The organism is Clostridium pacaense (assembly GCF_020709765.2).
Lineage (GTDB): Bacteria > Bacillota > Clostridia > Lachnospirales > Lachnospiraceae > Enterocloster > Enterocloster hominis.
In genome coordinates, this window is the sequence record NZ_JAJFEB020000010.1 from 65386 (window position 1) to 82873 (window position 17488).

A 17488-nucleotide genomic window follows, 5' to 3' on the forward strand; every position below is an offset into this window, starting at 1 on the left:
CCAGAATTATCAAGGATTGTTAAAAAATATTATCATTAAAACCTATTGACGTGTATACAATGTACATCTTATAATAAATGTTGCAAAAGCAACAGCATAAACCATTTATTTTTAGTACACTATGGGTGCCAGAAGAACCGGTAAATATTTCTGAGCAGTATGGCTGTCATTCATATGGCTAATAATAATTCTATTATGATACTATCAGCACACGCATTCCACAGGAGGAAAAGTCTATGAGAACAGAATGGAACACTTTTAACGGCGGTGTATGGCAGCGGGAAATCAATGTCCGCGATTTCATACAGAAAAACTATACCCCCTATGACGGCGATGACGGATTCCTGGAAGGGCCTACTCAGAATACCACGGAGCTTTGGGACCAGGTCATGGAGCTTACAAAGAAGGAACTGGAAGCCGGCGGCGTCCTGGATATGGATACGAAAATCATTTCCACCATCACTTCCCATGGGCCGGGATATTTAAATAAGGAAAAGGAAACCATTGTGGGCTTCCAGACCGATAAGCCATTTAAGCGTTCCCTTCAGCCTTACGGCGGCATCCGCATGGCGGTGAAGGCATGCCAGGACAACGGCTATGAGGTTGACCCTGAGATTGTAGAATTTTTCACAAAACATAGGAAGACACACAATGCAGGTGTGTTTGACGCATATACGGATGAAATGCGCGCATGCCGTTCCAGCCATATCATTACAGGCCTTCCCGACGCCTATGGCCGCGGCCGCATCATCGGCGACTACCGCCGTATTGCCCTTTATGGCGTGGATGCGCTGATTCAGGAGAAGAAGGAAGAAAAGGATTCCACACGCACCATCATGTACTCCGATGTCATCAGGGAGCGGGAAGAGCTGTCCGAGCAGATCCGCGCGCTGGAGGATCTGAAGACACTTGGAAAGATTTACGGATTTGATATTTCAAGGCCAGCGGCAGACGTTAAGGAAGCAATCCAGTGGACCTATTTCGGATACCTGGCGGCTGTTAAGGAGCAGAACGGCGCAGCCATGTCCCTCGGCCGTACCTCCACCTTTATTGACATTTACGCGGAGCGTGACTTGCGCGAGGGCAGATACACCGAATCCCAGATTCAGGAATTCGTGGACCACTTCATCATGAAGCTGCGCCTTGTGAAGTTTGCAAGGACACCTGAATATAATGACCTGTTCTCCGGCGACCCCACATGGGTTACGGAGTCCATCGGCGGAATCGGCATTGACGGGCGCCATATGGTTACCAAGATGTCCTACCGTTACCTCCACACCCTTAAGAACCTGGGAACTGCGCCTGAGCCGAACCTGACCGTGCTCTGGTCCCCAAGGCTGCCGGAGAACTTCAAGCGGTTCTGTGCAAAGACCTCCATTGAGTCCTCCTCCATCCAGTATGAGAACGATGACCTGATGCGGGTAACCCACGGGGACGACTACGCCATTGCCTGCTGCGTATCCAGCATGAGGCTGGGCAAGGAAATGCAGTTCTTCGGCGCAAGGGCCAACCTGGCAAAGTGCCTGTTATACGCCATCAATGGAGGCGTGGACGAGATTTCCGGCAAGCAGGTAGGACCAAAATACCGTCCCATCACTTCTGAGTACCTGGATTACGACGAGGTCATGGACAAATATAAGGACATGATGAAATGGCTTGCCAAGGTATATGTCAACGCCCTTAACATCATCCACTACAACCACGACAAATACAGCTATGAAAGACTTCAGATGGCCCTTCATGACAAAAAGGTGACCCGATGGTTTGCAACCGGTATTGCAGGGCTTTCCGTGGTGGCGGACTCCCTGTCCGCCATCAAATACGCAAAGGTTAAGACCGTGCGCAACGATAAGGGCATTGTGACAGATTATATCGTCGAGGGGGATTTCCCTAAATATGGAAATAATGACGACCGCGTGGACCAGCTGGCAGCCGACCTGGTGCACACCTTCATGAGCTTCATAAAGGGCAACCACACCTACCGCGGCGGAATCCCCACCACCTCCATCCTTACCATTACCTCCAACGTGGTGTATGGCCAGAATACCGGTTCCACACCGGATGGACGCAAGGGCGGGCAGCCATTTGCCCCCGGCGCAAACCCAATGCATCACAGGGACAGCCACGGTGCAATCGCATCCCTTGCCTCGGTTGCCAAGCTTCCGTTCAGGGATGCCCAGGACGGTATCTCCAACACCTTCTCCATCATACCGGGCGCCCTTGGTAAGGATGACCAGGTATTCATGGGTGACCTGGAAGTGGAACTGTCCGGCTGCGGCGGCTGCGAAGTGGGAGGCAACCTGTTCGAGGGCCTGGACACCGAAGCAGATATTGAGGAATCATGAACCAATAACCGTTTAACCATTCAAATGACATCAAGAAAGCGAGGACAACATTATGGTAAAAGCAAGCGAATCCCAGATTGATAACCTGGTGGCACTGTTGGACGGCTATGCCCAGGAAGGCGGCCATCATCTTAATGTAAATGTATTCAGCAAGGAAACACTCCTGGACGCCCAGGCACATCCTGAAAAATATCCTCAGTTAACAGTCCGGGTATCGGGCTATGCCGTAAACTTCAATAAGCTGACAAAACAGCAGCAGGATGAGGTCATTTCCAGGACCTTCCACGGAGCCATCTAAAATCATAACTGTCATAACCAGGGGGATTGTGGTAAAGTAAAGAGGAAAAAGGAGGGCTGCACATGATTGGACGTGTACATTCGGTTGAAAGCTTCGGCACGGTTGACGGACCTGGCATCCGCATGGTCATTTTCTTAAGCGGCTGTCCCATGAGATGCCTTTACTGCCACAATCCCGATACATGGGACCCCAAAGGGGGGACCCCTATGACCGTGGAAGAAATCCTGGCGCAGTTTGAACAGGCCCGCCCGTTTTATAAAAAGGGCGGTATCACGGTCAGCGGCGGCGAGCCATTGATGCAGATCCGCTTTGTCACCGAACTTTTCGAGGCGGCCAGGGCCAGGAATATCCATACCTGTCTGGATACCTCGGGCATCACATTCAACCCTTCATCGGAAGGAGTCATGGCCATGTTTGACCGGATCATGGCTGTCACCGACCTGGTGATGCTTGATATCAAACATATTGACCCGGAGGAACATATAAAGCTGTGCGCACAGCCCCAGGACAATATACTGGCATTTGCCAGATACCTGGAGCAGAAGAAAATACCTGTATGGATCCGCCATGTGGCGGTGCCGGGCATTACGGACAATGAAACATATCTGTACCGTCTTGGCAGGTATCTGGGAACCCTTAAGAATATAAAGGCCCTGGATGTACTTCCCTACCACGACATGGGCAAGGCCAAATATCACGAGCTTGGACTTCCCTACGCCCTTGAGGATGTGGCACCCATGGAGGCCGGCAGGGCAGTGGAATGCCGGAAGGTCATCCTGAGGGGAATGCGGGAAGCCAGGTTGTCCCAGACAGGAGGCGTTTAGGCTGATTGCTCTTGAATTTATACAATATTAACACACAGAGGCAGCATTTTCCTCTTGAATAATTGTACTTTATAGTATAAAATAAAATAACAATGTAGACAAATCTAAGGAGGTACTTAATCATGGCATATGTAATTAACGACTCTTGTGTAAGCTGCGGCAGCTGTGCTGGGGAATGTCCAGTAGGCGCTATTTCTGAGGGAGATGGAAAGTACGTTATCGACGCTGATACCTGCATCGACTGCGGAACCTGTGCAGCTACCTGCCCAACCGGAGCTATTGAAGGCTAATTGAGTTACATAAGAGCTTCTTCCTGAGGGAAGGGGCTCTTTTTCAGTTTACGGAAACACCCAAAGGCGGCACACCGCATAAAATCTATTAATGTGGAATACATAAGTTATCCGGAGGAATTCAATGATGATGAAAAAACCAGTAATTGGAATTACCCCATCCCATAATACTGAAAATGATGATATCAGCCTGCGCCCCACCTATCTGAGGGCTGTTCTGGCTGCCGGGGGTATTCCTGTGGTCCTCCCGTTAGAGGCAGGGAATGAAGATCTGGAAATGCTTGTACAGATGTTTGACGGATTTCTCTTCTCCGGCGGACCGGATCCCCATCCCTTCCTCTTTGGTGAGGAAACCCAGGCAAACTGCGGCAACGCGTCCATTCCCAGGGATACCATGGAACTGGCGCTTTTAAAAGCTGTCATGGCTGAGAAGAAACCCATCCTTGGCATCTGCCGGGGCGCCCAGATCATCAATGTGGGGCTTGGGGGAAATATCTATCAGGATATCCCCAGCCAGACCGAACGCAGTTTTCCCATTGCCCATAAGCAGCCCTTTGCATATCCGGTCCCATCCCATCATGTGCATGTTGTAAAGGATACCCTGCTTGCAAGGATATGCGGCGGCAGGACGGAAATCGCAGTCAACAGCTTCCATCATCAGGCGGTGCAGGAACCGGCTCCAGGCCTTATTGTCAGCGGCCTGGCGCCGGATACAGTCATAGAGGCCGTGGAAATGCCGGATTATCCTTATCTGCTGGGTGTGCAGTGGCATCCGGAACACATGTGGCCCAAGGACCAGGCTGCTGCCAATATATTTAAGAGTTTTGTGGAGGCATGCAGGTAATAGATACAGATAAGCCGGGAGGATCCATGATACATAAGAATCTCCCCGGCTTTCTGTTATTACTTTATACCATTACTTTCCGTTACTTTTATATATTAATGCATCCCGCTATTTATTGTCGATTACCTCTCCCGCCATCTGCACCATCTCTTCCGCAGTCAGGGAGCCGTCAAATGTAAGCATATTATAATGTGTCCCGCCATCCGTCCAGTCCACACTCTTCACCACCTGATCCTCTACCTGATCCGAGCCATAGGAGATATAAAGCTCCCCTGCATCCATCCTGGCCTGTTCCTCCTCAGATACCTGGTAGTTCGGAGGTACAAAGCGGTATTGGTCGGCGCTGTACCGGATTGTTATACCATTGTGGTCAAAGGACTGTCCCTGTCCCGAATCCTCTCCATATGAATCCATATTGCCTGCACTGATGAATAGGTCGGGCATACCGGACTTTTTATATGTCAGGTTAAGCTCCTGGCCCTGCTGCACCACATTCCCCTCATCATCCATCTGGCTCACATCTGCCGGGACGCCTGTACTGAACTGAAAACCATTGGCAAATGTCTCCGGCGCCTTTGTGACAAAGCCCAGCTTTGTCTCCATCTCACCCAGCTTATCATATGTGAAATCATCTGCATGGGAGCTATGGGAACTACTCTGCGTAACCTTACCTGCCGCCACTGCTGTCATACTTCCAATTACACATACCGCTGCTGCCACTACCATTATTTTTCTTGGACTCCATTTCCTCATTCTTGATTCCTCCTCTATTTTCCGGTGAACAGAGCACCGCATCCTCTCTTCATCTGCGGAAGTTACCTGTAAAGATCCAGCCTGCTTATATAAGGCATGGCTTATCTGTTCATCGAATCCCGCCATGTTCCCTTTTCCCTGCTGTCTGTTCATAAGGCTACCTCCTTTTCTGTATCCTGCCGCCTGGTCAGCTCTCTCTTTAAATTAATCCTGGCTGTGTACAGCCTTGACTTGACAGTTCCTTCCATACAGCCCATGATACCTGCAATTTCCTTTGTTGACATCTGGTTAAAATAATAGAATACCACCACCGTCCTCTGCTTGACCGGAAGGCTGCCTATGGCCCGGTACAGTTCATCATCCCTGGAATGGGCCAGCACTTCATCCAGGACCGAGGATACCTGGGGCTCCTCCTCCCCATATACCTCCTCCACCGGTTGTTCCCTCCGGCTCTTCCTGCATATACGCCATGCTTCCCTGGTGAGTGTCTTATAGAGCCAGCTGGAAAAATGTTCCGGTTCCTTTATCTTCTTTCGGTTCATCCAGCACAGCACAAAGGTTTCCTGCACAATATCCTCGCTGTCTGCATGATTTCCGGATATGAGATATGCCATGCGAAGCACTTTGGGATAGTAATGTCCCATTAGCTGGTCAAATGCCTGGCTGTCGCCTTCCGACATCCTGCCCACAAGATATGTCACTGACTGTTCCGTGTGCGTCTGCTCCGTGTGCGTCTGCCCTGTGTGCATCTGCCCTGTGTGCGTCTGCCCCATATGCATCTCCTCCTTCCATCATATATTAGTTAGTATGGTCTGTTTCTATATTTTATCGGTGCACCTGTTATATAGAGGATGCTGCGGGGAATTTGGTTCATTTTTATGAGACATATAAATTAAAATTTTTGATTATCCATATATATATATATAAAGAAAGCATCCACAAAAAAGCGGATGCCTTCCTAAACTTTATTTTATCATGGGAACCTATGTCTTTCAATCATGGAATGAACGGATTCTCCAGTGAATTATCTGCCTCTTCATCCACCGTTTCACCTTCCGTATCACCTACCGGGCCATCACCCCACCGCTGCCTTCATCTGCCGTACATAGTTACACACAGGCTCCACACATCCGCGGCCATATTGGGCAACCATCTTCACAATGGCGCTTCCCACAATCACCCCGTCTGACTGGGCCGCCATCTCTTTGGCCTGCTCCGGCGTTGAGATTCCAAAGCCTACTGCGCAGGGCACCTGCCTTACCTGTTTTACCGTATCCACCATTTCCTTTATATTAGTAGTAATCTGGCTGCGGACACCGGTAACGCCCAGGGAGGATACGCAGTACACGAACCCGTCTGATTCCCTGGCAATGGCCTGGGCCCGTTCCTTAGAGGTGGGGGCTACCAGGTATATCAATACCATGCCGTATTTTTTGCAGGCAGGAAGCAGCTCCTCCCGCTCCTCAAAGGGCATATCCGGCACAATCAGGGCATCGATTCCACAATCCGCGGCATTTTTCATGAACTTATCCACACCGTAGGCAAATACAGGGTTGATATATGTCATGAATGCCAGCGGTACGTCCGTCTTCTGCCGTATCCTTCGTACGCTGTCAAATATCTTATCCGTGGTGGTGCCGGAAGCCAGGGCGCGCATGTCTGCCTCCTGGATTACAATTCCCTCTGCCACCGGGTCAGAAAACGGGATGCCAAGCTCAATCAGGTCCGCCCCTGCCTCAGCCATGGCCGGAACCAGTTCCTCAGTCACTCCCAGGTCCGGGTCACCTGCTGTTATAAATGGTATGAATGCCTTCTTATTCTCAAATACTTCCTGTATCCTATTCATAGAGTTCCACCCCCCTGTATCTTGCAATTGCCGCAACATCCTTATCCCCCCTGCCGGAAAGATTTATCACAATAACCTGGTCCTTATCCATGTCTCCCGCCACCTTCCTGGCGTATGCCACCGCGTGTGCGCTTTCCACAGCCGGGATGATGCCCTCCATCCGCGAAAGATACTCAAACGAATCCACTGCCTCATCATCAGTCACGGGGACGTACTCAGCCCTCCCTTTATCATGGAGCGCCGCATGCTCAGGCCCGATTCCCGGATAGTCCAACCCGGCGGATATGGAGTAAACCGGCGCAATCTGCCCATACTCATCCTGGCAGAAATAGGACTTCATACCATGGAAAATGCCCAGCTTCCCGGTTGCAATGGTGGCCGCGGTCTTCTCCGTTTGCACACCCAGCCCGGCTGCCTCGCAGCCCACCAGCTTTACTCCCTCATCACCGATAAATTCATAAAAAGCCCCCATTGCATTGCTGCCGCCGCCCACACATGCAATCACCATGTCCGGAAGCTTACCTTCCTTTTCCATGAGCTGCGCCTTGATTTCCCTGCCAATCACACTCTGGAAATCCCGCACCATCATGGGAAATGGATGAGGCCCCATGACCGAACCGATGACATAGTGGGTATCGGATATCCGGTTGGTCCACTCCCGCAGGGTTTCATTGACAGCGTCCTTTAATGTCTGGGTGCCGCTGGTCACCGGATGTACCTTTGCACCCAGAAGTTCCATGCGGTATACGTTTAACGCCTGGCGGTCCGTGTCCTCCTTGCCCATGAACACCTCACATTCCAGTCCCAGAAGGGCTGCCGCCGTGGCAGTGGCCACACCGTGCTGTCCTGCACCGGTTTCTGCGATGACCCTGGTCTTACCCATCTTTTTGGCCAGCAGCACCTGGCCCAGGGCGTTGTTTATCTTATGGGAACCTGTGTGGTTTAAATCCTCCCGTTTCAGGTAGATTTTGGCCCCGCCCAGGTCCTTTGTCATCTTCTCTGCATAGTACAGGCGCGACGGCCTGCCCGTGTATTCCTCCAGCAGATATTTAAGCTCAGCCACGAACTGAGGGTCCTTTTTATAATGTTCATACGCTGCTTCCAGCTCAGCCACGGCACTCATCAGTGTTTCCGGTATAAACTGGCCGCCGTGGATTCCGAATCTTCCATTTGACATTGTATTAAGCTCCTTTGCATTCATTATATTCATTGATGGTCCTTACCATGGCCACCAGCTCCGCAATCCTCATCCGGTCCTTACGCCCCTCTGTCTCGGCCCCGCTGCTCACATCGATGCAGTAAGGTTCAAAGGATGCGGCCTGGACCAGATTATCCCTGTTGATGCCTCCCGCCAGGAAAAACGGCTTTGTAAGTTCAGGAATCATGTTCCAGTCAAACCGGATGCCCGCTCCTCCGTATGCGTTGGCGGTGCATGTATCCAGAAGCAGATATTCACAGGGAAGTTCCTGTGCCCTCAAGATCTGCTCCCTATCCCTGACCCTTATGGCCTTTATAATCGGCAGGTCTGTATGGTTCCTTAATTTCCTGATATAATCCTCGTCCTCATCACCGTGAAGCTGGATCATGTCAATCACAGGCTCCCGGTCCTTTCCCCTCCCTGTCAGGGAAAGGATTTCCTCCGGCGGCGCATTGACAAATACCCCTACAGCCTGAATCCGTCTGTCCAGCTCGCTCTTAAGCTGTCTTGCCTTATCCGCCGATACCTGGCGGCTGCTCTTTGCAAATACAAAGCCAATATAATCCGGCCCCGCCTCATTAACCGCCATGATATCGCTGAAACGGCTGAGGCCGCAGATTTTGATTTTACATGGTTTCATCTGATGACTCCTTTATTTACTTACTTTTCCCGGTTTAACCGTCTCCGCGTTTTATGTATTTCCGTGTTTTAACTACATCCGCTTTTCAACTCCGCCAAAGCCATTTTCCTATCCTGCGCCCTCATCAGCGTCTCGCCAATCAAAACCGCATCCACCTTTGCCTCTGCCAGCGCCTCTATATCCTGCGCCGTCCTGATGCCGCTCTCAGCCACGAATATGGTGTCAGGCCCCACCAGTCTCCTGAGCCTTAACGCATTGGAAAAGTCCACCTCAAATGTCTTTAGGTTCCTGTTGTTAATCCCAATCATACCGGCCCCGGCATCCGCCGCCATGGAAACCTCCTCCTCTGAGTGGGCTTCCACAAGGGCGGAAAGCCCCAGTTCCCTGCTGATACGCAGATACTGCGTCAGTTGTTCTTTGCCCAGAAGGGAACAGATAAGAAGCACTGCCGATGCCCCCAGCAGCCTGGCCTCGTATATCTGGTAGGGGTCAACCGTAAAATCCTTTCTCAGGAGAGGAAGCCGTACCGCCTGGTGTATTTCCTCCAGATACCTGTCATTTCCCAGGAAAAATTCCGGTTCGGTGAGCACGGAAATGGCGTCTGCGCCAGCATCCTCATAGTCTTTCGCAATATCCACATAAGGAAAATCCGGTGCAATCAGCCCCTTTGACGGGGAAGCCTTTTTTACCTCGCAGATAAATGATATCCCCGGGCCGGACAGCGCCTGTTCAAAGGCCGTACGGCTTTTGGTTTCCCCATTTCCGACCCCTTTGTTCTTAAGGCCTTCAGCACAGGCCAATGCCTGCTCCATTACCAGCGCCAGCGGTTTTATCTGCTTCCTCTTCTCCACCCGCCTGCGGGCGGCCGCTGCAATCGTGTCCAGTATCATGACGCCTTCTCCTTCTTTCCTGCTCCGTCCATCCCGTTTCCCGCCGCCTGGCTGGCAGCCTTGATGAACTCCTCCATCTTCCCAATGGCTGCTCCTGAATCAATGATGTCCTGGGCCTTCTTTACACAGTCCTTAACCGTGCAGCCGTCAATGCCAAGATACAGGCTGATGGCTGCGTTGAGCACCACCACGTCCCGCTTTGGCCCGGTCAGCCTGCCGGAGAGGATATCCTTTGTGATAGCTGCATTTTCCTGGGGCGTGCCTCCGATAAGTTCCTCCAGCTTACAGGATGTAAGGCCCAGTTCCTCCGGCGTGATGTCATAGGAGGACAGCTGTCCGAACCGTATCTCACACACATGGGTGGGTCCTGTTAAGGTTGCCTCGTCCAGGCCATCGCCGCCGCATACCACCATGCCCCGTATCACTCCCAGGTTAGCCAGCACCTGGGCCAGAGGCTCCACCAGTTCCCTGCTGTAGACGCCCAGAAGCTGCATGGACGCCCCCGCCGGATTGGATAAGGGACCTAATATATTGAAAATGCTTCTGATTCCTATTTCCTTCCTCACCGGCGCAGCGTATTTCATGGAGGAGTGGTAGGCCGGGGCAAACAGGAAACACATCCCTGTCTGTTCCAGCACCGCCTCCGCCTGGTCCGCTGTCAGGGCAAGCTGGGCGCCCAGGCACTCCAGCACATCCGCGGCCCCGCTCTTACTGGATACGCTGCGGTTTCCGTGCTTTGCCACATGGATGCCTCCGGCCGCCGCCACGAATGCGCTTGTGGTGGAAATGTTGAAGGTTCCCACTTCATCCCCTCCCGTGCCCACAATATCCATGACCGGGAACGGCGGGGCCAGCTTCACCGCCTTATCCCTCATGACCGTTGCGCAGGCCGTAATCTCATCAATGGTCTCCCCCTTCATCCTGAGCGCTGTCAGGAAGGAAGATATCTGCGCCTGGGTTGCCTCCCCGCTCATAATCTCATCCATTACTGCCTTTGTCATATCAAAATCCAGGTCTGCCCTTTCTACTAACTGATGGATTGCCTTCTGAATCATAATCATTCTCCTTTTCAAATAAAACTGCGGTTGATAGGTCACATATGCCCACTGTATAGCTGCATATTCACGCTGGAAAAACAAGCTGTAATATCATGCTGGAAATCACGCCGTACAAGCAAGTGAAAGGAAATTCCCCAGTATCTGTTTCCCATCCGGCGTCAGGATGGATTCCGGATGGAACTGAAGTCCGTAAACCGGATATTCCCTGTGCTGCACGGCCATCACTTCCCCTTCCTCCGAATCCTTTGCAATGATTTCAAGCTCCCCGGGCAGGTTTCCTTCCTCAGCCGCCAGGGAGTGGTATCTGGCGGCCTGTATCCTGGGCGCCAGCCCCTTAAACAGTGGTGACTGGTTGTTCACCTCAATGCTGCTCTGCTTTCCGTGCATCAGCTTCCTTGCGTGTGAGATGGTCCCTCCGAATGCTTCACAGATTCCCTGATGTCCAAGGCATACGCCCAGGATAGGCATCCTGCCCTTCAGTTCCCTCACCGCCTGTTCCAGGATGCCTGCATCCTTGGGATACCCCGGTCCCGGGGACAGGACCAGATGGCTGGGGGACATTCCCTTAATGTCATCTATGGTAATCCTGTCGTTCCTGACCACCCGGATGTCCGGGTCGATGCTTCCAATCATCTGCACCAGGTTGTAGGAAAAGCTGTCGTAATTATCAATCAGAAGTATCATTTATCATCTACCTCCCCTGCGTTCTTGATGGCGTTTATCACGGCCATTGCCTTATTTGCGGATTCCTCATATTCCAATTCAGGTACGCTGTCCGCCACGATTCCTCCTCCGGACTGGACCGTGACTGTCCCGTTCTGTTTGACCGCCATGCGGATGGCGATGCATGTATCCATATTTCCAGTAAAATCCAGATAGCCAAGCGCTCCTCCGTATATTCCCCTGGGGACCTGCTCCAGTTCCTCGATGATCTCGCAGGCCCTGATCTTGGGCGCTCCTGACAGGGTTCCGGCTGGCAGCAGCGCCTCAATGGCGGAACAGCCGTCGTATCCAGGTCTTATATCTCCCTCCACCTGGGAGCAGATGTGCATGATTTTCGAGTAGCGGTGTATCATCTTGTACTCGGTCACTTCCACGGAGTCAAAGGATGCAATCCGTCCGATATCGTTCCGCCCCAGGTCCACCAGCATGTTATGTTCCGACAGTTCCTTTTCATCTGCCAGCAGCTCCTTTTCCAGTCTCCTGTCCTCCTCATCCGTGGCTCCCCTGGGCCTTGAGCCGGCCACCGGGAACGTGGTCAGACGGCCGTCCTTCAGGCGGATCAGCGTTTCCGGGGACGTGCTTATGATTTCATCGTCATCTATGTTCATGTACACCATGTAGGGCGACGGGTTGGTGGTGCGCAGGACCCGGTAGGCGTTTAACAGGCTGCCGCTGTAGGGACTGGAGAACTGTCTGGAGATGACTGCCTGGAAAATGTCGCCGTCCAGGATGTATTCCTTTGTTTTCTCCACTGTATCACAATAGGCTTCCCTGGATACATTGCAGGTAAAAACGGGTTTGGATACGGATGTAAGCTTTTTCAGCGGGGCCGTCTCATTGATCAGGGATGCGATGGCCTCAATCTCCCCGCACGCCCTTCCATACTCCTTCATCAGGTATTCCAGGTACTGGGTTTCCTTTGGGCGGGAATCCGGGGAAGGAGGATTAAAGGCCACAAGCCCCTTGGCGCCCGGATTTTCCTCAATGTTCCTTCCGGTCCTCATGTTAACCACAATCCCGATTTTCTGCTTCAGGTGGTCGTAGGCAATCACCTTGTCAAACAGCATCAGGTCGTAATCATTGGCTTCCCCCCTGGAGATATGGAGGGTGGGTTCTGCATATCCAATCATGGCATATGCAAAATACCCCACGAACCCGCCTGTGAAAGGAGGTTCCCCGTCAAGCCTCGGGGACTGGTAACGGTTCAGGATTTCCCTTATGACCTGAAGGGGCTGGCTGGTGGGGATAGTCTGGGACGGTATCTCTTCCATGCTGCTTTCAATGGTTACCAGGCTGTTTTTGCAGGTCACCCGCATGACAGGGTCATACCCCAGGAAGGAGTAGCGCGCCCATTTTTCCCCGCCCTCAATGCTCTCCAGAAGATAGAAGCGGCTGCTTCTGCCAGCAATGCGGCGAAGCAACGTGATGGGGGTGACGATATCCGCGTACACCTCGCGGCAGATGGGGATGATATCGTATTTGGGGGAAAGATTCAGTATTTCTTCACAGGTTGGGATAATCATATGGGAATGTCTCCTTTCTGGTTGTGGGTGCGGCTGCAGGGCCAGTGTCATCCGGCTTACATACTCCGGGCGGTCCGGATGTTGATCATCTGCAAAAAAAGAAGCCTCCATCCCTAAGCTGACCAAATGTCAGCAGGGACAAAAGCTTCTGAAAACTTCTGCGGTACCACCCTGGTTGGCGTATTCCTGTTCCATGGAGTCCACCCCATGGATATAAAAAAGCATCAAGTCAAAAATAACCTGATGCTGTGTCATCGAACAAGAATTATAATACGCCCGCTCTGTAACGCACCATCATGCGTCCTCCCTGGTAACGGTGGGATACCCGTCAGCCCATACTCCCATCAGCTTAACACTGCTGGTTTCCAGCTGCCCTCGCAGGTCCATTCAGACTCTAATCCAACGCTCCCTTACACCGGCCGGAAGCTCTCTGTGCCTGGCATTACAATCTTACTTACTCCTGCTCAACAGTTTCTTATGTTTTGTTGAATGTTGAGCTTATTATAATCACATGATATTTAAATGTCAACTGTTTTTTGGAAATAACTTGAATTTTTATCACGGATTTTTATCATGGCTTCTTTTAGCCGGGCAGTAGCCAGGCATATGTCCTGTGCCGCGAAAATGCCGGAAACAATGGCTGCCCCGGCCACGTGGCTGCCTTCCAGAAGCCCGATATTCCCCAGGTTGATGCCTCCGATTGCAACCACGGGCACGTCCGAACAATCACATATGGACCGCAGGGTCTCCATGGTCATGGGCCTGGCATCGGCTTTGGTGGTGGTGCCGAAAACAGCACCGCTGCCCAGATAATCCGCGCCCTGGACACAGGCCCTTTTTGCCTGCTCCACGGTCTTGGCCGTCACCCCCAGTATCCGGTCAGGCCCCAGCAGCTTCCTGGCCAGGCCCGCATCCATATCATCCTGCCCCACATGAAGCCCGTCCGCGCCGCAGGCCAGGGCCAGCTCTATGTCATCATCGATAATCAGCGGGACCTGGTAACGCTCTGTCAATTTCCTGAGTTCCAATGCCTCGGCCAGCATCCGGTCATAATTTCCCTGTCCCAGGTTCTTTTCCCTGAACTGGACCATGGTGGCGCCTCCTTTCAGGGTTTCCTCCACCTGCGCAGACAGACTCCTGCCCTTTGTCCACGCCCTGTCCGTCACCGCATAGATTAAAAGCTGATTCCTATGAAATCTCAATTTTTTTCCCTCTTTCCAGCATCCCGTCATCCAGAATGCTCATATAGTCCGTCAGGTACATCCTAAAGCTGCCTGTTCCGCCTCCTGTCCTGACGGCCTTTCCGGCAGCCAGCTCCCCGCACAGGCCATGGGCGCATACTGCCATGGCGGCGGCTTCCGTCATGGCATCGGCTTCCGTCACAGGCGCGCCCACTGCGCAGAAAGCTCCGATAATCCCATCCAGCATACACCCGCTGCCCGTAATGCGCCCCATAAAGGGATGCCCGTTCCTTATCTTCATGACCCTGCCATGTCCGGCCACAACATCCGTTGTCCCTGTCATCACCACAACAGCGCCCGTACGGTTTCCAAGGGATACGGCGGCTTTTTCGGGCTGGTCCGTCCAATCGCCTGGCACGGAATCCACCCCGCACAGGTTCCCTGTCTCCATCCCCATAAGCGCCTGTTCCAGCATATGGATTTCAGAAACATTTCCCCGTATCACCGATGGCCTGACGGCCTTAAGGATCCTAAGGGCCGACACCCTCCGAAAGGCTGACGCAGTCACTCCCACCGGGTCAAGGATAACCGGATGTCCAAGGCCAGCCGCCTTTTTCCCGGCCAGGATCATGGCCTCAACCCGTTCCTCCTCAAGGGTTCCCATGTTCAGCACAAGGCTTTGGCAGATGGACGTGACGTCCTCCACCTCCTTAATCCCCTGGGCCATGATGGGGGAACCGCCAATGGCCAGCACCATATTGGCCACGTCCCCAGCCGTCACATAATTGGTGATGCAGTGGACACGGGGTGAGGTATCCCTTATTTTTTTTATCCATTCTATCTGTCTCATCTGTCAGTTCCTTCCGGGCTGTACCTGCAGCCCTACCTCCCCTGTTCCTTCACTGCCACGGACGGCTGCACATCGGCATCCAGCATATGCTTCATATACTTAAACGCCCCTGACTTACACAGCACGCCGATGAAGAACGCGGCAATCACGGTTCCGCACAGCGTACTCATAAGGAACGGCATCACGTAGGCAAAGATGGCAGCCTCCTTGCCCATCACCAGGGTGGCAACCGGATAGCACAGGATACCGCCCAGGATTCCCGTGCCGAAAACCTCGCCCCCATACGCCAGGGCCAGCTTACCCGTATGACGGTACAGCATCCCGCACACCAGCGCCCCTATCATGCTTCCAGGGAATGCCAGAAGGCTTCCGGTTCCCATCAGGTTGCGGATAAGGGAGGTGCAAAAAGCCATTGCCACCCCGTACCATGGCCCCAGGAACACGCCGGCCACCACATTGGCCAGGTGCTGCATGGGAAAGCACCTGGACGCCCCGATGGGGATGGAAAAGCCGGACAGCGACACCGCCACCGCCACCAGCATTGCGCTTACAGCCAGTTTCTTAATGTTCATCTTCATATCCATTTCCCTCCATATGAATTAAAAAAAGTCCATACCCCCGCGGGATATGAACCTTGATATACACAATGAAGCGCTTCATATTTCCCTACGTTGGCATTACCCAAATCAGGTACGATAGGTCGAAGTTCGATTACTTCCTCTCAGCCTGCATCACAAGCTCCCTGCTGTTACTTAGCATAGCACCGGCCATCTGTTTTGTCAATCCGGCCGTGGGAAATCCAGTTGGGAAATCTAGCCGAGAAATCCGGCATCTTTAATTTTATTAAAGTTAAGATAAATAATCTTTTATTCCATAGTTGACATCTCATATGGTATTCTTATACAAGAAGAGAAGAAAAAGTTTAACAATTTTAGGTATTCTGCTTAAGCATGGAATAAACCAAACAATTTTTATGCATATCCGGAAATGCATGAAAAGGCAAATGAAAGGAGAAATTGAATGTCAATACAGGTAGGTATCCCACAGGCAGCGATGAATTCGCTGATTGATCTTGTAGACAACGTTGCTGAGGTCAAACCTGGAATGGAGGTTGTAATTGTAGCCCATAAAGACGGGCTGTACGGCGGTGATAATCTGGTGGATGAGGAAGCCGTTTCATGGATGTCATCCGTGGTACAGTCGCGGGGCGCCCATTGTTCCATCCTTTGGCTGGACGATCCACAGGAACCGCATCACTGGCGCTATCCCCCGATTTTAAGAGGAGTTGTTGAGGAAGCAGACCTTGTGCTCTGTACTTCATTTGACATCACTACCACAGAGCTTGGGAATTTCCGCAGACATTTTGAGGATGCCCAGACATGGATGGTGCGCATATTCCCAACCACAGCACCCCTGCTGATGAGCAGATGGGCACAGACGCCTTATGAACTGGTCACGGCCATCCGCCATATCAGCTCAAAGCCGTTCATGAACCATATGTCCAGGTTTGTGCTGACCGATCCAAACGGCACCCATCTGGAAGGCTATACACTTGATCCGGTGAAGCGTCCCGGTATCCCGGGGCTGCCTTATGACTCCTACCGCAAACAGGTCCGGCATGTGTCGTTCTGGCCGGAATGGGTACATCCGCCTGTGAACTGCCAGGATATCAACGGCGTTTATTACTTCGACCGCATGCTCAGCTGGTGGTCCCGCTACATCGGGATCAGGCCGCAGTGGGAGGACTTAATCCGCCTGGATATCAAGGACGGCCGCATCGTAAAGATTTCCGGCGGTTCCGAGGCAGACGCGCTCCAGAGATTCTTAAAGGACATGGAAGGAAAGGTGGGCGATGGCATCTGGAAGTTCGATACATTCCATTTCGGCGTCCATCCCAATGCGGCGGTTACTGAGAATGAATGCCCCAATCCGCTTCACAGAAGGCTGATTGAGCACTCACATACATCGAACCTCCATGTACATATCGGCTCTGCCGGGGCAAATGAAAATTATGGCTATTACACACATATTACCGGAGACATCCGCCATGCAACACTGACGGTAGGTGATACCCTTGTATATGACAATGGATGGCTCTGCTGTCTGGAAGATCCGGAAGTACAGAAGGTTGCCGAAAAGTATCCGGGCCTGCCAGGCATTCCGAAACGATAAACCGGTGATGAATTTATATTGACACAAGTTGATGATGATTAGGGGGTTACAAT

Annotated in this window: 18 protein-coding genes and 1 riboswitch; of the genes, 6 read left to right on the top strand and 12 right to left on the bottom strand. The window is 52.2% G+C overall.

The genetic code is table 11. From position 1 onward, the window contains the following. Window positions 1-236: 236 nt before the first annotated feature. From pflB to LK536_RS46505, 5 genes are all read left to right on the top strand, one after another. Window positions 237-2345 (top strand): formate C-acetyltransferase, encoded by a 2109-nt coding sequence (gene pflB / locus LK536_RS46485; RefSeq protein WP_227795702.1) that lies wholly within the window; start codon window positions 237-239, stop codon window positions 2343-2345. Between the two features lie 52 nt (window positions 2346-2397). Next, a complete protein-coding gene (gene grcA3, locus LK536_RS46490) occupies window positions 2398-2643 on the top strand; it encodes an autonomous glycyl radical cofactor GrcA3 (RefSeq protein WP_008720332.1) in 246 nt (81 codons plus the stop codon). Between the two features lie 62 nt (window positions 2644-2705). Then, window positions 2706-3467 carry a pyruvate formate-lyase-activating protein gene (gene pflA / locus LK536_RS46495; RefSeq protein WP_025485201.1) on the top strand — a complete coding sequence of 254 codons (762 nt, stop codon included), beginning with the start codon at window positions 2706-2708 and terminating at the stop codon, window positions 3465-3467. 122 nt (window positions 3468-3589) lie between these two features. Beyond that, the gene (fdxA, locus tag LK536_RS46500; RefSeq protein WP_008720336.1) at window positions 3590-3757 is read left to right on the top strand and encodes a 4Fe-4S ferredoxin; all 168 of its coding nucleotides are present in this window, start codon (window positions 3590-3592) and stop codon (window positions 3755-3757) included. A 127-nt stretch (window positions 3758-3884) separates the two neighbouring features. After that, the gene (locus tag LK536_RS46505; protein WP_506092175.1) at window positions 3885-4601 is read left to right on the top strand and encodes a gamma-glutamyl-gamma-aminobutyrate hydrolase family protein; all 717 of its coding nucleotides are present in this window, start codon (window positions 3885-3887) and stop codon (window positions 4599-4601) included. A 108-nt stretch (window positions 4602-4709) separates the two neighbouring features. On the opposite strand, the gene LK536_RS46510 is transcribed toward LK536_RS46505, so the two are convergent. From LK536_RS46510 to thiW, 12 genes are all read right to left on the bottom strand, one after another. Then, complete coding sequence (locus tag LK536_RS46510) at window positions 4710-5354, bottom strand: hypothetical protein (RefSeq protein ID WP_227795701.1); 645 nt, start codon at window positions 5352-5354, stop codon at window positions 4710-4712. 149 nt (window positions 5355-5503) lie between these two features. Next, entirely contained in the window at window positions 5504-6127 is a 624-nt protein-coding gene (locus LK536_RS46515; RefSeq protein WP_331472132.1) for an RNA polymerase sigma factor, read from the bottom strand. A gap of 302 nt (window positions 6128-6429) precedes the next feature. Next, window positions 6430-7200, bottom strand: a complete 771-nt coding sequence (gene trpA / locus LK536_RS46520; protein WP_227795700.1) for a tryptophan synthase subunit alpha — start codon at window positions 7198-7200, stop codon at window positions 6430-6432. Next, window positions 7193-8377 carry a tryptophan synthase subunit beta gene (gene trpB / locus LK536_RS46525; RefSeq protein WP_227795699.1) on the bottom strand — a complete coding sequence of 395 codons (1185 nt, stop codon included), beginning with the start codon at window positions 8375-8377 and terminating at the stop codon, window positions 7193-7195. Before trpB ends, trpA begins: the two co-directional genes overlap by 8 nt. Window positions 8378-8381: 4 nt before the next feature. Beyond that, a complete protein-coding gene (locus LK536_RS46530; protein ID WP_227795698.1) occupies window positions 8382-9038 on the bottom strand; it encodes a phosphoribosylanthranilate isomerase in 657 nt (218 codons plus the stop codon). A gap of 68 nt (window positions 9039-9106) precedes the next feature. Next, window positions 9107-9928 (bottom strand): indole-3-glycerol phosphate synthase TrpC, encoded by an 822-nt coding sequence (trpC, locus tag LK536_RS46535; protein WP_227795697.1) that lies wholly within the window; start codon window positions 9926-9928, stop codon window positions 9107-9109. Further along, complete coding sequence (gene trpD, locus LK536_RS46540; RefSeq protein ID WP_227795696.1) at window positions 9925-10983, bottom strand: anthranilate phosphoribosyltransferase; 1059 nt, start codon at window positions 10981-10983, stop codon at window positions 9925-9927. The genes trpC and trpD overlap by 4 nt, the downstream gene beginning before the upstream one ends. 105 nt (window positions 10984-11088) lie before the next feature. After that, entirely contained in the window at window positions 11089-11670 is a 582-nt protein-coding gene (locus tag LK536_RS46545; protein ID WP_227795695.1) for an anthranilate synthase component II, read from the bottom strand. Then, on the bottom strand, window positions 11667-13232 hold the full coding sequence (locus LK536_RS46550) for an anthranilate synthase component I family protein (RefSeq protein WP_025485190.1): 1566 nt from the start codon (window positions 13230-13232) through the stop codon (window positions 11667-11669). The genes LK536_RS46545 and LK536_RS46550 overlap by 4 nt, the downstream gene beginning before the upstream one ends. A 518-nt stretch (window positions 13233-13750) precedes the next feature. Next, window positions 13751-14434, bottom strand: coding sequence for a thiamine phosphate synthase (gene thiE / locus LK536_RS46555; RefSeq protein ID WP_227795694.1), 684 nt, complete (start codon window positions 14432-14434; stop codon window positions 13751-13753). Beyond that, window positions 14421-15263: a hydroxyethylthiazole kinase gene (thiM, locus tag LK536_RS46560; RefSeq protein WP_227795693.1), complete on the bottom strand. Its 843-nt coding sequence runs from the start codon at window positions 15261-15263 to the stop codon at window positions 14421-14423. Before thiM ends, thiE begins: the two co-directional genes overlap by 14 nt. A gap of 32 nt (window positions 15264-15295) precedes the next feature. Next, entirely contained in the window at window positions 15296-15841 is a 546-nt protein-coding gene (gene thiW / locus LK536_RS46565) for an energy coupling factor transporter S component ThiW (RefSeq protein ID WP_120058391.1), read from the bottom strand. 67 nt (window positions 15842-15908) lie between these two features. Beyond that, window positions 15909-16018: riboswitch (TPP riboswitch) on the bottom strand. A 265-nt stretch (window positions 16019-16283) separates the two neighbouring features. On the opposite strand from thiW, the gene LK536_RS46570 reads away from it, so the two are divergent. Next, a complete protein-coding gene (locus LK536_RS46570; RefSeq protein ID WP_008720372.1) occupies window positions 16284-17435 on the top strand; it encodes a M29 family metallopeptidase in 1152 nt (383 codons plus the stop codon). The last annotated feature ends 53 nt before the right edge of the window (window positions 17436-17488 follow it).

Excerpts from the sequence above, each read along its gene's own strand:
- trpA (WP_227795700.1), bottom strand. The coding sequence starts at position 7,200 with ATGAATAGGATACAGGAAGTATTTGAGAATAAGAAGGCATTCATACCA.
- trpC (WP_227795697.1), bottom strand. The coding sequence starts at position 9,928 with ATGATACTGGACACGATTGCAGCGGCCGCCCGCAGGCGGGTGGAGAAG.
- pflB (WP_227795702.1), top strand. The coding sequence starts at position 237 with ATGAGAACAGAATGGAACACTTTTAACGGCGGTGTATGGCAGCGGGAA.
- thiM (WP_227795693.1), bottom strand. The coding sequence starts at position 15,263 with ATGAGACAGATAGAATGGATAAAAAAAATAAGGGATACCTCACCCCGT.
- LK536_RS46515 (WP_331472132.1), bottom strand. The coding sequence starts at position 6,127 with ATGGGGCAGACGCACACAGGGCAGATGCACACAGGGCAGACGCACACG.
- LK536_RS46530 (WP_227795698.1), bottom strand. The coding sequence starts at position 9,038 with ATGAAACCATGTAAAATCAAAATCTGCGGCCTCAGCCGTTTCAGCGAT.
- LK536_RS46550 (WP_025485190.1), bottom strand. The coding sequence starts at position 13,232 with ATGATTATCCCAACCTGTGAAGAAATACTGAATCTTTCCCCCAAATAC.
- LK536_RS46545 (WP_227795695.1), bottom strand. The coding sequence starts at position 11,670 with ATGATACTTCTGATTGATAATTACGACAGCTTTTCCTACAACCTGGTG.
- trpB (WP_227795699.1), bottom strand. The coding sequence starts at position 8,377 with ATGTCAAATGGAAGATTCGGAATCCACGGCGGCCAGTTTATACCGGAA.
- grcA3 (WP_008720332.1), top strand. The coding sequence starts at position 2,398 with ATGGTAAAAGCAAGCGAATCCCAGATTGATAACCTGGTGGCACTGTTG.
- LK536_RS46510 (WP_227795701.1), bottom strand. The coding sequence starts at position 5,354 with ATGAGGAAATGGAGTCCAAGAAAAATAATGGTAGTGGCAGCAGCGGTA.
- thiW (WP_120058391.1), bottom strand. The coding sequence starts at position 15,841 with ATGAAGATGAACATTAAGAAACTGGCTGTAAGCGCAATGCTGGTGGCG.
- fdxA (WP_008720336.1), top strand. The coding sequence starts at position 3,590 with ATGGCATATGTAATTAACGACTCTTGTGTAAGCTGCGGCAGCTGTGCT.
- LK536_RS46570 (WP_008720372.1), top strand. The coding sequence starts at position 16,284 with ATGTCAATACAGGTAGGTATCCCACAGGCAGCGATGAATTCGCTGATT.
- LK536_RS46505 (WP_506092175.1), top strand. The coding sequence starts at position 3,885 with ATGATGAAAAAACCAGTAATTGGAATTACCCCATCCCATAATACTGAA.
- trpD (WP_227795696.1), bottom strand. The coding sequence starts at position 10,983 with ATGATTCAGAAGGCAATCCATCAGTTAGTAGAAAGGGCAGACCTGGAT.
- pflA (WP_025485201.1), top strand. The coding sequence starts at position 2,706 with ATGATTGGACGTGTACATTCGGTTGAAAGCTTCGGCACGGTTGACGGA.